This is a genomic window from Pseudomonas citronellolis (assembly GCF_900112375.1).
Taxonomy (GTDB): Bacteria; Pseudomonadota; Gammaproteobacteria; order Pseudomonadales; family Pseudomonadaceae; genus Pseudomonas; species Pseudomonas citronellolis.
On record NZ_FOLS01000026.1, the window covers coordinates 81,071 to 93,793 of the forward strand.

The following is a 12,723-nucleotide window of genomic DNA, read 5'->3' on the forward strand; positions in this document are numbered from 1 at the left end:
ATGTCCGGCACCCTCTACATCGTTTCCGCGCCTTCCGGCGCCGGCAAGACCAGCCTGGTGAAGTCGCTGCTCGAGGCCATGCCCAGCGTGCGCGTCTCGGTCTCCCACACCACCCGCGGCATGCGCCCGGGCGAGGTGGACGGGGTGAACTACCACTTCGTCGGCCGCGACACCTTCACCGCCATGCTCGAACGCGACGAATTCCTCGAGCACGCCGAAGTCTTCGGCAACCTCTACGGCACCTCGCAGCGCTGGGTGGAAAAGACCCTCGCCGAAGGCCTCGACCTGATCCTCGAGATCGACTGGCAGGGCGCCCAGCAGGTGCGCCGGCTGATGCCCCGCGCGCAGTCGATCTTCATCCTGCCGCCGAGCCAGCACGCCCTGCGCCAGCGCCTGACCAACCGCGGCCAGGACAGCGACGAGGTGATCGAGCGGCGCATGCGCGAGGCGGTCAACGAAATGAGTCACTACGTCGAATACGATCATCTGGTGATCAACGACGATTTCGCCCATGCTCTGGAAGACCTCAAGTCGATCTTCCGTGCCCGCCAGCTGCGCCAGGACGCCCAGCAGAAGCGCCACGAGCGGTTGCTAGAGGAGCTGTTGCAGCCGTCGGCATAACAAACGGCCCTTCCATAAAGATTGGCGATTTTTTAGACTATTCAGTCCGCCCGGAAACCCGGGCTCCATTTTTCCGCAACGAGGAACACCATGGCCCGCGTCACCGTCGAAGACTGCCTGGACAACGTCGATAACCGTTTCGAGCTGGTCATGCTCGCCACCAAGCGCGCGCGCCAGCTGGCCACCGGCGGCAAGGAGCCGAAGGTAGCCTGGGAAAACGACAAGCCCACCGTGGTCGCCCTGCGCGAGATCGCTTCCGGCCTGGTCGATGCTGAAGTCGTTCAGCAGGAGGACGTGGTTGAAGAAGAACCGCTGTTCGCCGCCTTCGAAGACGAGGCCAACAACGAGGCCCTGTAATTCGATGACCGGCCGACGACCACAGGCGCCGTCCACTCGGCAGGGGGTGATGCCTTGCCGAGCATAGACGCCTTCGCCGACCGGCTCTCGAGCTATCTCGGTCCGGACCAGGTCAACCTGGTCCGCCGTGCCTACTACTACGCCGAGCAGGCCCATGACGGGCAGCGCCGCCGCAGCGGCGAGGCCTACGTCACCCATCCGCTCGCCGTCGCCAACATCCTCGCCGACATGCACATGGACCATCAGAGCCTGATGGCGGCCATGCTGCACGACGTGATCGAGGACACCGGCATCGCCAAGGAAGCGCTCACCGCGCAGTTCGGCGAAACCGTCTCGGAACTGGTGGACGGGGTCAGCAAGCTGACCCAGATGAACTTCGAGTCCAAGGCCGAGGCCCAGGCCGAGAACTTCCAGAAGATGGCCATGGCCATGGCCCGCGACATCCGCGTGATCCTGGTCAAGCTGGCCGACCGCCTGCACAACATGCGCACCCTGGAAGTGCTGTCCGGCGAGAAGCGCCGGCGCATCGCCAAGGAAACCCTGGAAATCTACGCACCCATCGCCAACCGCCTGGGCATGCACAGCATGCGCGTGGAATTCGAGGACCTGGGCTTCAAGGCCATGCACCCGATGCGCTCCGAGCGCATCCGCCAGGCGGTGAAGAAGGCCCGCGGCAACCGTCGCGAGATCGTCGGCAAGATCCAGGAATCGCTGGTCAACTGCCTCGCCCGCGAGGGCATGGAAGGCCAGGTGCTGGGCCGCGAGAAGCACCTGTTCAGCATCTACAAGAAGATGCGCGGCAAGCGCAAGGCGTTCAACGAGATCATGGACGTCTACGCCTTCCGCATCATCGTCGACAAGGTCGACACCTGCTACCGCGTGCTCGGCGCCGTGCACAACCTGTACAAGCCGTTCCCCGGTCGCTTCAAGGACTACATCGCGATTCCCAAGGCCAACGGCTACCAGTCGCTGCACACCACCCTGTTCGGCATGCACGGCGTGCCCATCGAGATCCAGATCCGCACCCGCGAGATGGAAGAGATGGCCAACCACGGCATCGCCGCGCACTGGCTGTACAAGTCCAACGAGGACGAGGTGCAGAAAGGCACCCACGCCCGCGCCCGCCAGTGGGTCAAGGGCATCCTCGAACTGCAGCAGCGCGCCGGCAACTCGCTGGAATTCATCGAGAACGTGAAGATCGACCTGTTCCCGGACGAGGTCTACATCTTCACGCCCAAGGGCCGCATCATGGAGCTGCCCAAGGGCTCCACGGCAGTCGACTTCGCCTACGCGGTGCACACCGACGTGGGCAACAGCTGCATCGCCTGCCGCATCAACCGCCGCCTGGCGCCGCTGTCCGAACCGCTGCAGAGCGGCCAGACGGTGGAGATCGTCACCGCGCCGGGCACCCGGCCGAACCCGGCCTGGCTCAACTTCGTTGTCACCGGCAAGGCGCGCACGCACATCCGCCACGCCCTCAAGCAGCAGCGCCGCTCCGAGTCCATCAGCCTTGGCGAGCGCCTGCTGAACAAGACCCTCGCCGGCTTCGACAGCCACCTGGAGAAGATCCCCGCCGAACGCATCCAGGGCGTGCTCAACGAGTACCGCATGGAAGTCTTCGAGGACCTGCTCGAAGAAATCGGCCTGGGTAACCGCATGGCCTACGTGGTCGCCCGCCGCCTGCTCTCCAGCGAAGGCGACGCCGCCGCCACCAACGCCGAAGGGCCGCTGGCGATCCGCGGCACCGAGGGCCTGGTGCTGAGCTATGCCAAGTGCTGCACGCCGATCCCCGGCGACCCCATCGTCGGCCACCTGTCGGCCGGCAAGGGCATGGTGGTGCACCTGGAAAGCTGCAGGAACATCAGCGAAATCCGCAACAACCCGGAAAAATGCATCCAGCTCAGCTGGGCCAAGGATGTCACCGGCGAGTTCAACGTCGAGCTGCGCGTCGAGCTGGAACACCAGCGCGGCCTGATCGCCCTGCTGGCGACCAGCGTCAACGCCGCCGACGGCAACATCGAGAAGATCAGCATGGACGAGCGCGACGGTCGCGTCAGCGTGGTCCAATTGGTGGTCAGCGTGCACGACCGCGTGCACCTGGCCCGCGTCATCAAGAAGCTGCGCGCGCTCAAGGGGGTGGTCCGGATCACCCGCGTGCGCAGCTGATCCCACCCCTCGCAAGGAGTCGACATGACCAAGACCGTTATCCACACCGACAAGGCCCCCGCGGCCATCGGCACCTACTCCCAGGCGATCAAGGCCGGCAACACCGTCTACGTCTCCGGGCAGATCCCGCTGAACCCGCAGACCATGGAACTGGTCGAGGGCTTCGAGGAGCAGGTCGTCCAGGTGTTCGAGAACCTCAAGGCGGTGATCGAGGCTTCCGGCGGCTACCTGCACGACGTGGCCAAGCTGAACATCTTCCTCACCGACCTGTCGCACTTCGCCAAGGTCAACGAGATCATGGGCCGCTACTTCACCCAGCCCTACCCGGCGCGCGCCGCCATCGGCGTGGCCGCCCTGCCCAAGGGCGCCCAGGTCGAGATGGACGCCATCGTCGTCCTGGAGTAATCCTCCACTCCCGAACGGGGCCCTCGCGGCCCCGTTCGTTTTTCCCCCGTTCGTCCGCAAGGAGCACCCGCATGCGTCGCGCCCTCGTCCTGAGCGCCCTGCTTGGCCTGCTGACCGGCTGCGCCGGCACCCCCGACCCGTCCGGCACCTGGATCAACCAGGCCGCCATCGACGCCGCCAGCAAGAGCGGCAAGCTGCGCGAAGCGCTGCTGGCCTACGGTCCCAACCTGGAATGGCAGATCGACACCAAGCGCCAGCAAGCCACCTTCGGCAACGGTTTCGAACAGGGCGAAGGCCAGCTCAGCCAGGACCCGGCGGACAAGAAGCACTGGCAGGTGGCCTTCTACGGCAGCAAGCAGGAAGAGCTGGCGGTGGACGGCAAGCAACTGCTGCAGGTGGGCAGCGAGAACTGGCCGGAACAGCGCTTCGCCCGCGCCGAACAGCAGGGCCCGGCGCCCATCGGCGCCAGCTTCCAGCGCGCCCTGTACGGCAGCTTCCTCAAGGGCACCTGGGTGATCCAGGAAGGTGCGGGCCAGGGCAGCAAGGTAACCTTCCAGGCCGACGGCCGCGTGGAGGGCATGCCCGGCGCCGACCGCTACGCCCTGTGCCTGGCCGGCGACTGCGCGGCCATGAGCGGCGACAGCGACAGCATCTGGCTGCAGCAGGGCCGCCAGGGCCGCGAATACCTGTTCCAGCGCGAGGACGACAAGCTGGAACTCTTCGAAGCGGTGAACCGCGCCCAGGCCGACGAGATGCCCGAATACGCCCCGGGCAAGCGCGTCTGGCTGCTGGAACGCGACTGAGCCGCCGGCGCCGCCCCGCGCGGCGCCTTCAGCGCACGCCCAGCCAGAGCAACCAGCCGCCCAGCGCCAGCAGCAGGGCGCCGCAGGTGCGGTCCAGCGTGCGCACCCGGCGCTGCAGCCAGCCGCGCCAGCGCCGCCGATCCAGCAAGCGCACCAGGGCCAGGTCCCAGAGCAGCACCACCGCACCCATCCACAGCACGCAGGCGCCCAGTGCCCAGCCCGGCAGCTGGAAAGGCCCGAGCACGCCGAACAGCCCGGTGTAGAAGATCGGCAGCTTGGGATTCAGGCTGCTGGCCAGGAAGCCCTCGCGCAGGCCGTGGAAGAAACCTCCCGCGCGCTGCCCGGCGCTTTCCCCGGGAATCTCCAGTTCGCGCCGCGCCAGCACGGCCTGGGCGCCCAGCCAGACGAAGTAGGCCCCGCCCAGCAGCTGCACCACCCGCAGGCCATGGTTCGCCAGGTCGGGCAGTTGGCCGAGGACCAGCAGCACCAGCCCCATGCTCGCCAGGTTGGCCAGGGCGATGCCGCTGGCGCAGCCGTCGGCATGGCGGCGGCCACGCAGCAAGGCGGCGCGGATCAGCAGGAAGAAGTCCGGCCCCGGCGACAGCAGGGCGGCGAAATGGGTGCTGGCGACCAGCGCGAAGGCGGCGAACATGGCGTTCTCCCGGAAGTGGCGGGAGGCCAGTCTGGCCAGGTGGCGCAGCGGCGGTCTTGTAGGAAACTCAGGTGCGCGTGGCGCTGCGGAAACGCCCCGGGGTCACGCCGGTGAAGCGGCGGAAGGTGCCGGAGAAATGCGCCTGGTCGCAGAAGCCCAGCTCCAGCGCCGCCTCGATGGGCGTGGCGCCCTCCACCAGCAGGCGCTTGGCCTCGCGTACCCGGCGCTGCAGCAGGTAGGTGTGCGGCGGCACGCCATAGGCGCGGCGGAAACTCTCGATCAGGTGACGCGGGTGGCGCTGCACCAGGGCGGCTAGTTGCTCCAGGCTCACCGCCTCGCGGTAATGGCTTTCCAGGTAGTCGCGCAGCCGCGCGGTGACGCCGCCGTCGCGGCTCGCCGAAGCCGCCGGGCGCATGCCGCCGTGGCGCACGAAGACCAGTTCCAGCAGCGCCAGCAATTCGCTCTCCAGGCCCAGCGCATCGTTGCGCTCGAACTCGCCGGCCACCCGCGCCAGGGCTTGCGCGACCAAGCCATCGTCGCCCGGATTCAGTTCCTGGAAGCCACGCGGCAGTTGCTTGCGACCGAGCAACGGCAGCAGCCGCGACTCCTCGATGTAGAGCATGTGGTAGACCAGCCGCTCGCTCTCGGCGTTGCCGGTGTGCGGCTCCTCCGGGTTCATCAGCGACAGGGTGCCGGCCGGCAGCACGTGGCGCGCGCCCCGACACTGGTAGCCGCCGGCGCCATGGAGGATGGCGCCGATGGCGAAGGCGTCGTGGCTGTGGCGGCCGAACGGCTGGCCGGAGAAGTCCGCATGGAACAGCTCCACCCCGGGCAGCCAGGAGCGCGCCAGCAGCCGGTTGGCGTCCACCTCAGTCCTCGCGCCCGGCGAGGATGGCGGCGTAGCCCTCGCGGTAGCTGGGGTAGCGCGGCACCCAGCCCAGCGCCCTGGCGCGGGCGTTGCTGCAACGCTTGCTGCCGGTGCGGCGCACGCTCTGCTCGTCCGCCCAGTGGCTGACGCCCATGAGCTCGCGCAGGTAGCCCACCACCTCGGCCAGCGACGCCGGCGCATCGTCCACGCCGATGTAGCAGTCTTCCAGCGGCTTGCCCTCAGCATCGGCGCGCAGCAGGCAGGCCAGCAGCCCGGCGGCGTCCTCGGCGTGGATGCGATTGGCGTACAGCGGCGGCTCGACGGCCACCCGGTAGCCTTCGCGCACCTGCTTGAGCAGCCACTCGCGGCCGGGGCCGTAGATGCCGGTCAGGCGCACCACGCTCGCGGGAATGCCGCTGTCCAGGGCCACGCGCTCGGCGTCGAGCATGATCCGTCCGGAATACTGCTGGGCCTCGGCGGGCGAGGTCTCGTCGATCCACTCGCCGTCCGCCTGGGCGTAGACGCCGCTGCTGGAGACGAACAGCACACGCTTGGGCCGCTGCCCGCGCTGCTGCAGCCAGCCCAGGCAGTGGCGCAGGCCCTCGACGTAGGCGGCGCGGTAGCCGGCCTCGTCGTGCTGGGTCGCGGCGGCGGCGTACACCAGGTAGTCCAGTTCGCCCTCGGGCCAGGCCGACGGGCACTCGACGCTGCCCAGGTCGCCGGCCACCGGCAGGATGCCCGCGGGCAGCGCGGTGGTATCGCGGCGCAGCCCATACACGCGCCAGCCCTCGGCGGCCAACTGGCGGCCGAGGCGGCTGCCGACGTCGCCGCAACCGGCGATCAGAACATTCGCAGGCATCTTCGCCTCCTAAAGACAGGGCCCCGGAGTTTAGCGCGGTTGGTTCGCAACCGCGCAGCCGCTATGCTTGGCCCAACTCAACGGATTAGTCGCCATGACCCTCACCGAACTGCGCTACATCGTCACGCTCGCCCAGGAGCAGCATTTCGGCCGCGCCGCCGAGCGCTGCCACGTCAGCCAGCCGACCCTGTCGGTCGGCGTGAAGAAGCTGGAGGACGAGCTCGGCGTGCTGATCTTCGAGCGCAGCAAGAGCGCGGTGCGCCTCACCCCGGTGGGCGAAGGCATCGTGGCCCAGGCGCAGAAGGTGCTGGAGCAGGCCCAGGGCATCCGCGAGCTGGCCCAGGCCGGCAAGAACCAGCTGACCTCGCCGCTGAAAGTCGGCGCCATCTACACCATCGGCCCCTACCTGTTCCCGCACCTGATCCCGCAGCTGCACCGGGTGGCGCCGCAGATGCCGCTGTACATCGAGGAGAACTTCACCCACATCCTGCGCGACAAGCTGCGCACCGGCGAGCTGGACGCGATCATCATCGCCCTGCCGTTCCAGGAGGCCGACGTCCTCACCCTGCCGCTGTTCGACGAGCCCTTCTACGTGCTGATGCCGGCCGACCACCCCTGGACCGCCCGGCAGACCATCGACGCCGAGATGCTCAACGACAAGAGCCTGCTGCTGCTCGGCGAGGGCCACTGCTTCCGCGACCAGGTGCTGGAAGCCTGCCCGACCACCCGCAAGGGCGAGGAAAACCGCCACACCACCGTGGAATCCAGTTCGCTGGAGACCATCCGCCACATGGTCGCCTCCGGCCTGGGCGTGTCGGTGCTGCCGTTCTCGGCGGTGGACAGCCACCACTACGCCCCCGGGGTGATCGAGATCCGCCCGTTCACCCCGCCGGCGCCGCTGCGCACCGTGGCCATCGCCTGGCGCGCCAGCTTCCCGCGGCCGCGCGCCATCGAGGTGCTGGCCGACTCCATCCGCCTCTGCTCGGTGGCCCGGCCGACCGCCAAGGGCGACGCCCAACCGGCATGACCGAGCTGGCCAACGTCCCGGTCACGACGCTCAAGGGCGTCGGTGCCGCGCTGGAGGAAAAGCTGGCGCGGGTGGGCCTGGAAAATCTCCAGGACATCCTCTTCCACCTGCCGCTGCGCTACCAGGACCGCACCCGCGTCACCCCCATAGGCGCGCTGCGCCCGGGCCAGGACGCGGTGGTCGAGGGCGTGGTCTCCGGCGCCGACGTGGTCATGGGCAAGCGCCGCAGCCTGCTGGTGCGCCTGCAGGACGGCAGCGGCACCCTGAGCCTGCGCTTCTACCACTTCAGCCAGGCGCAGAAGGAAGGCCTCAAGCGCGGCACCCACCTGCGCTGCTACGGCGAGGCCCGCCCCGGCGCCTCGGGTCTTGAGATCTACCACCCCGAGTACCGCGCGCTGAACGACGCCGCGCCGGCCCCGGTGGAGCAGACCCTCACGCCCATCTACCCGACCACCGAAGGCCTCACCCAGCAGCGCCTGCGCACCCTCAGCCAGCAGGCCCTGGCGCGCCTGGGGCCGAACAGCCTGCCCGACTGGCTGCCCGAGGAACTGGCCCGCGACTACCGCCTGGCGCCCCTCGACGAAGCCATCCGCTATCTGCACCGGCCACCGCCGGACGCCAACCTCGAAGAGCTCGCCGAGGGCCGCCACTGGGCCCAGCACCGCCTGGCCTTCGAGGAACTGCTGACGCACCAGCTGTCGCTGCAGCGCCTGCGCGAGAGCCTGCGCGCCCAGCACGCGCCCGAGCTGCCGCCGGCGAAGAAACTGCCGCAGCGCTTCCTGGCCAACCTCGGCTTCGCCCCCACCGGCGCGCAGCAGCGCGTGGGCGCGGAGATCGCCTACGACCTGGCGCAGCCCGAACCCATGCTGCGCCTGGTGCAGGGCGACGTCGGCGCCGGCAAGACGGTGGTCGCCGCCCTGGCCGCGCTGCAGGCCCTGGAGGCCGGCTACCAGGTGGCGCTGATGGCGCCCACGGAAATCCTCGCCGAACAGCACTACCTCAACTTCAGCAAATGGATGCAGCCGCTGGGCATCGAAGTCGCCTGGCTGGCCGGCAAGCTCAAGGGCAAGGCACGCGCCGCCGCGCTGGAGCAGATCGCCGCCGGCGTGCCCATGGTGGTCGGCACCCACGCGCTGTTCCAGGACGAGGTGAAGTTCAAGCGCCTGGCCCTGGTGATCATCGACGAGCAGCACCGCTTTGGTGTGCAGCAGCGCCTGGCCCTGCGCCAGAAGGGCATCGACGGCCGGCTCTGCCCGCACCAGCTGATCATGACCGCCACGCCCATCCCGCGGACCCTGGCGATGAGCGCCTACGCCGACCTGGACACCTCGATCCTCGACGAGCTGCCGCCCGGGCGCACCCCGGTGAACACCGTGCTGGTCGCCGACAGCCGGCGCATCGAGGTGATCGAGCGCGTCCGCGCCGCCTGCCGCGAAGGCCGCCAGGCCTACTGGGTGTGCACGCTGATCGAAGAATCCGAAGAACTCACCTGCCAGGCCGCCGAGACCACCTACGAGGAACTCGCCGCGGCCCTGGGCGAATTGCGCGTGGGCCTGATCCACGGGCGCATGAAGCCGGCGGAAAAGGCCACGGTGATGGAGGCCTTCAAGGAAGGCCTGCTGCAACTGCTGGTGGCGACCACGGTGATCGAGGTCGGCGTGGACGTGCCCAACGCCAGCCTGATGATCATCGAGAACCCCGAACGCCTCGGCCTGGCCCAGTTGCACCAGTTGCGCGGGCGCGTCGGCCGCGGCAGCGCGGCGAGCCACTGCGTGCTGCTCTACCACCCGCCGCTGTCGCAGATCGGCCGCGAGCGCCTGGCGATCATGCGCGAGACCTGCGACGGCTTCGTCATCGCCGAGCGCGACCTGGAACTGCGCGGCCCCGGCGAGATGCTCGGGACGCGGCAGACCGGTCTGCTACAGTTCAAGGTCGCGGACCTGATGCGCGACGCCGACCTGCTGCCGGCGGTGCGCGACGCCGCCCAGGCTCTGCTGGCGCGCTGGCCGCAGCACGTCGGCCCGCTGCTGGAGCGTTGGCTCCGACATGGCCAGCAATACGGTCAAGTGTGACCTGCTTCAATTTCACCGGTCGGATGACTGGCCAGTCACGAATAGCCGCTGGGTATACTCCCGGCTGCAGTTGCTAACCGGATCACAAAGCCCATGAGCGAAGCCGCACTCGCCGAAGCCCTCCCCGCCCCATCGGTCATTCTCCAGCTGCTCGACCGCCTCGGCGTGCCCTGCCGCGAACTGCCCGACGACGACCAGCTGCCCAGCGCCCGCCGCGTGCAGGCGAGCCTGCTGGAAGACTCGGTGGGCACCCTGCTGGTGCTCTTCCCGCAGAACCAGCTGCTGGACCTCAACCGCCTGACCGAGCTGACCGGGCGCAAGCTGCTGGCGATCAAGCCGGAGCGCCTGGAGCGCATGCTCGGCAAGCACCAGCTCAGCCGCCTGCCGGCGCTGCCGCCGCTGACCAGCTCGCCCTGCCTGTACGACGAGCGCCTGCTGCAGGAGCCGCAGCTGCTGATCGAATCCGGCAACCCCGGCACCCTGCTGGAGATCGCCACCGGCGATTTCCGCCAGGTGCTGGAGAAGGCCAGCGCCGCGCGCTTCGGCGTGCCCCTGGAGCAGATCCGGCCGAACCTCGACCGCCCCAACGACGATCGCGCCGAGATCACCCAGGCGGTGCAGGCCTTCACCGCGCGGCGCATCCAGCAGCGCCTGGAAGAGACCATCGAGATCCCGCCGCTGCCCAAGACCGCGCAGAAGATCATCAAGCTGCGGGTGGACCCCAACGCCACCGTGGACGACATCACCGGCGTGGTCGAGACCGACCCGGCGCTGGCCGCCCAGGTGGTCAGCTGGGCCGCCTCGCCCTACTATGCCGCGCCCGGCAAGATCCGCTCGGTGGAAGACGCCATCGTCCGCGTGCTGGGCTTCGACCTGGTGATCAACCTGGCCCTCGGCCTGGCCCTGGGCAAGACCCTGAGCCTGCCCAAGGACCAGCCGCAGCACGCCACGCCCTACTGGCAGCAGGCGATCTACACCGCCGCGGTGATCGAGGGCCTGACCCGCGCAGTGCCCCGCGCCGAGCGCCCGGAAGCCGGCCTGACCTACCTCGGCGGGCTGCTGCACAGCATCGGCTACCTGGTCCTGGCGCATATCTTCCCGCCGCACTTCTCGCTGATCTGCCGCCACCTGGAGGTCAACCCGCACGTGCCGCACAACCTCGTCGAGCAGCACCTGCTGGGCATCACCCGTGAGCAGATCGGCGCCTGGCTGATGCGCGCCTGGGACATGCCCGAGGAGATCTACACCGCGCTGCGCTTCCAGCACGACCCGGACTACGCCGGCCCCAACGCCGCCTACGCCAACCTGGTGTGCCTGGCCACCCGCCTGCTGCGCCAGAACGGCATCGGCAGCGGCCCGCAACAGGGCGTGCCGCAAGCCCTGCTCGACCGCCTGGACATCCCCCGGGAAAGGGCCGAGGACGCGGTGCGCAAGGTACTGGACGCCGAAGCCGTGCTGCGCGAGCTGGCCTCGCAGATGAACAGCCCGCACTGATCTGGCTGCGGACAGACCTGTAGGAGCGCGCCCTGCGCGCGAAATCGCGGGCAGGGCCCACTCCTACAGGGGAATGCCGCGGGTGGCGCAGCGTAGGAGCGGATCTCATCCGCGAATCGCGCCGATATGTCCGGCTATCGCGGACAAGGTCCGCTCCTACAGGGGGAATGCCGCGCCTCGCGGTGAACCGTAGGAGTAGGAGCGAGCTTGCTCGCGAATAAACCCCGCTGCGGAATCCGTTCGCGAGCAAGCTCGCTCCTACGAAACCACACACTCCCCGTCTTAGATGACTCCGCCCGCGATTTCGCGCGCAGGGCGCGCTCCTACATGGGGACGGTGCGGGTGGCGCAGCGTAGGAGCGGATCTCATCCGCGAATCGCGCCGATATGTCCGGCTATCGCGGACAAGGTCCGCTCCTACAGGGGGAATGCCATGCATCCCAGCGAACTGTAGGAGCGGGCCCTGCCCGCGATTTCGCGCGCAGGGCGCGCTCCTACATGGGGACGGTGCGGGTGGCACAGCGTAGGAGCGGATCTCATCCGCGAATCGCGCCGATATGTCCGGCTATCGCGGACAAGGGCCGCCTCAGGCCGCTTCCTTCTCCACCGCCTTGGCCGCGGCCTTCTTCTTCGGCTTGAGGTACTTCACCAGGCCCTGGAACCAGATCACCAGCGCCGGGTTGCCCTGGATCTGGATGTCCTTGTTCTGGATGCCCTGCATGAAGGCCAGTTGCGGGTTCTTCGAGGTGAGGGTGGCGAAGCCGTAGGCGCTGTCGCGGAAGCCGATGGCGAAGGCCGGCTGCGGGTGCACGCCGCGGCGGGCGCTGACGCGTTGGTCATGGACGATGTAGTGGCGGGCGACCTTGCCGTCCAGGCTGTGCAGCTGGAACACCAGGTCCTTGCCTTCGAGCTGCTGGCGGAAGGCCGGGTTATCGCGCGAGGACTTGGCCATCATACGGCCGAGGAACCACAACAGAAGACGGAATTTCATGCACAGACCTCGGCGTTCGGGACAAATGACTGCGCATTGTAGCGATTCGCCGAAAGGACTACATCCGTACTTTCGAAGGGAAATGTAACGGCGGGGGTAGCCCGGAGCCGCTCTGGCTCCGGGGCTGGGAACAGCCTTAGTTGACGGCGTCCTTCAGGGCCTTGCCCGGCTTGAAGGCAACGGTGTTGCTGGCCTTGATCTTCACCGGCTGGCCGGTCTGCGGGTTCTTGCCGGTGCGGGCGCCACGGTGGCGCTGGATGAAGGTGCCGAAACCAACGAGGGTGACGCTGTCTTTGCGGTTCAGCGCGCCGGTGATCTCATCCAGCAGCGCGTTCAGCACCTTGTTGGCTTGTTCTTTGGTGAGGTCGGCCTTCTCGGCGATCGCGGCGGCGAGTTCTGGTTTACGCAT

Annotated in this window: 13 protein-coding genes; 8 read left to right on the forward strand and 5 right to left on the reverse strand. The window is 68.5% G+C overall.

What is annotated here, in order from left to right; all coding sequences use genetic code 11:
• The 5 genes from gmk (at position 1) to BM060_RS22825 (ending at position 4,352) form a co-directional block, all read left to right on the forward strand.
• The gene (gmk, locus tag BM060_RS22805) at positions 1–621 is read left to right on the forward strand and encodes a guanylate kinase (protein WP_074983244.1); all 621 of its coding nucleotides are present in this window, start codon (positions 1–3) and stop codon (positions 619–621) included.
• Between the two features lie 90 nt (positions 622–711).
• Positions 712–978, forward strand: coding sequence for a DNA-directed RNA polymerase subunit omega (rpoZ, locus tag BM060_RS22810; RefSeq protein ID WP_009614145.1), 267 nt, complete (start codon positions 712–714; stop codon positions 976–978).
• A gap of 54 nt (positions 979–1,032) precedes the next feature.
• Positions 1,033–3,144: a bifunctional GTP diphosphokinase/guanosine-3',5'-bis pyrophosphate 3'-pyrophosphohydrolase gene (spoT, locus tag BM060_RS22815; RefSeq protein ID WP_043268111.1), complete on the forward strand. Its 2,112-nt coding sequence runs from the start codon at positions 1,033–1,035 to the stop codon at positions 3,142–3,144.
• Positions 3,145–3,168: 24 nt separating this feature from the next.
• A complete protein-coding gene (gene ridA / locus BM060_RS22820; protein ID WP_009614149.1) occupies positions 3,169–3,549 on the forward strand; it encodes a RidA family protein in 381 nt (126 codons plus the stop codon).
• 71 nt (positions 3,550–3,620) lie between these two features.
• Complete coding sequence (locus tag BM060_RS22825; RefSeq protein ID WP_074983246.1) at positions 3,621–4,352, forward strand: hypothetical protein; 732 nt, start codon at positions 3,621–3,623, stop codon at positions 4,350–4,352.
• Positions 4,353–4,380: 28 nt separating this feature from the next.
• On the opposite strand, the gene BM060_RS22830 is transcribed toward BM060_RS22825, so the two are convergent.
• The 3 genes from BM060_RS22830 to BM060_RS22840 form a co-directional block, all read right to left on the reverse strand.
• A complete protein-coding gene (locus BM060_RS22830) occupies positions 4,381–5,004 on the reverse strand; it encodes a LysE family translocator (protein WP_074983248.1) in 624 nt (207 codons plus the stop codon).
• A gap of 67 nt (positions 5,005–5,071) precedes the next feature.
• Positions 5,072–5,872 (reverse strand): helix-turn-helix transcriptional regulator, encoded by an 801-nt coding sequence (locus tag BM060_RS22835; RefSeq protein ID WP_074983251.1) that lies wholly within the window; start codon positions 5,870–5,872, stop codon positions 5,072–5,074.
• Between the two features lies 1 nt (position 5,873).
• Entirely contained in the window at positions 5,874–6,731 is an 858-nt protein-coding gene (locus BM060_RS22840; protein WP_074983253.1) for an NAD-dependent epimerase/dehydratase family protein, read from the reverse strand.
• A 94-nt stretch (positions 6,732–6,825) separates the two neighbouring features.
• Between BM060_RS22840 and BM060_RS22845 the strand changes: the two genes are divergently transcribed.
• From BM060_RS22845 to BM060_RS22855, 3 genes are all read left to right on the forward strand, one after another.
• Positions 6,826–7,758 carry a hydrogen peroxide-inducible genes activator gene (locus tag BM060_RS22845; RefSeq protein WP_074983255.1) on the forward strand — a complete coding sequence of 311 codons (933 nt, stop codon included), beginning with the start codon at positions 6,826–6,828 and terminating at the stop codon, positions 7,756–7,758.
• Positions 7,755–9,830 (forward strand): ATP-dependent DNA helicase RecG, encoded by a 2,076-nt coding sequence (gene recG, locus BM060_RS22850; RefSeq protein ID WP_074983258.1) that lies wholly within the window; start codon positions 7,755–7,757, stop codon positions 9,828–9,830. The genes BM060_RS22845 and recG overlap by 4 nt, the downstream gene beginning before the upstream one ends.
• Before the next feature lie 93 nt (positions 9,831–9,923).
• Positions 9,924–11,324: an aminoacyl-tRNA deacylase and HDOD domain-containing protein gene (locus tag BM060_RS22855; protein WP_058072114.1), complete on the forward strand. Its 1,401-nt coding sequence runs from the start codon at positions 9,924–9,926 to the stop codon at positions 11,322–11,324.
• A 585-nt stretch (positions 11,325–11,909) separates the two neighbouring features.
• Here the strand turns inward: BM060_RS22855 and BM060_RS22860 are convergent.
• A complete protein-coding gene (locus BM060_RS22860; protein WP_074983260.1) occupies positions 11,910–12,314 on the reverse strand; it encodes a helicase in 405 nt (134 codons plus the stop codon).
• Between the two features lie 136 nt (positions 12,315–12,450).
• Positions 12,451–12,723 carry an HU family DNA-binding protein gene (locus BM060_RS22865; protein WP_009614168.1) on the reverse strand — a complete coding sequence of 91 codons (273 nt, stop codon included), beginning with the start codon at positions 12,721–12,723 and terminating at the stop codon, positions 12,451–12,453.

Coding starts and splice junctions, on each gene's coding strand:
- rpoZ (WP_009614145.1), top strand. CDS start 712: ATGGCCCGCGTCACCGTCGAAGACTGCCTGGACAACGTCGATAACCGT.
- BM060_RS22860 (WP_074983260.1), bottom strand. CDS start 12,314: ATGAAATTCCGTCTTCTGTTGTGGTTCCTCGGCCGTATGATGGCCAAG.
- gmk (WP_074983244.1), top strand. CDS start 1: ATGTCCGGCACCCTCTACATCGTTTCCGCGCCTTCCGGCGCCGGCAAG.
- recG (WP_074983258.1), top strand. CDS start 7,755: ATGACCGAGCTGGCCAACGTCCCGGTCACGACGCTCAAGGGCGTCGGT.
- BM060_RS22840 (WP_074983253.1), bottom strand. CDS start 6,731: ATGCCTGCGAATGTTCTGATCGCCGGTTGCGGCGACGTCGGCAGCCGC.
- BM060_RS22865 (WP_009614168.1), bottom strand. CDS start 12,723: ATGCGTAAACCAGAACTCGCCGCCGCGATCGCCGAGAAGGCCGACCTC.
- BM060_RS22855 (WP_058072114.1), top strand. CDS start 9,924: ATGAGCGAAGCCGCACTCGCCGAAGCCCTCCCCGCCCCATCGGTCATT.
- BM060_RS22830 (WP_074983248.1), bottom strand. CDS start 5,004: ATGTTCGCCGCCTTCGCGCTGGTCGCCAGCACCCATTTCGCCGCCCTG.
- ridA (WP_009614149.1), top strand. CDS start 3,169: ATGACCAAGACCGTTATCCACACCGACAAGGCCCCCGCGGCCATCGGC.
- BM060_RS22845 (WP_074983255.1), top strand. CDS start 6,826: ATGACCCTCACCGAACTGCGCTACATCGTCACGCTCGCCCAGGAGCAG.
- BM060_RS22825 (WP_074983246.1), top strand. CDS start 3,621: ATGCGTCGCGCCCTCGTCCTGAGCGCCCTGCTTGGCCTGCTGACCGGC.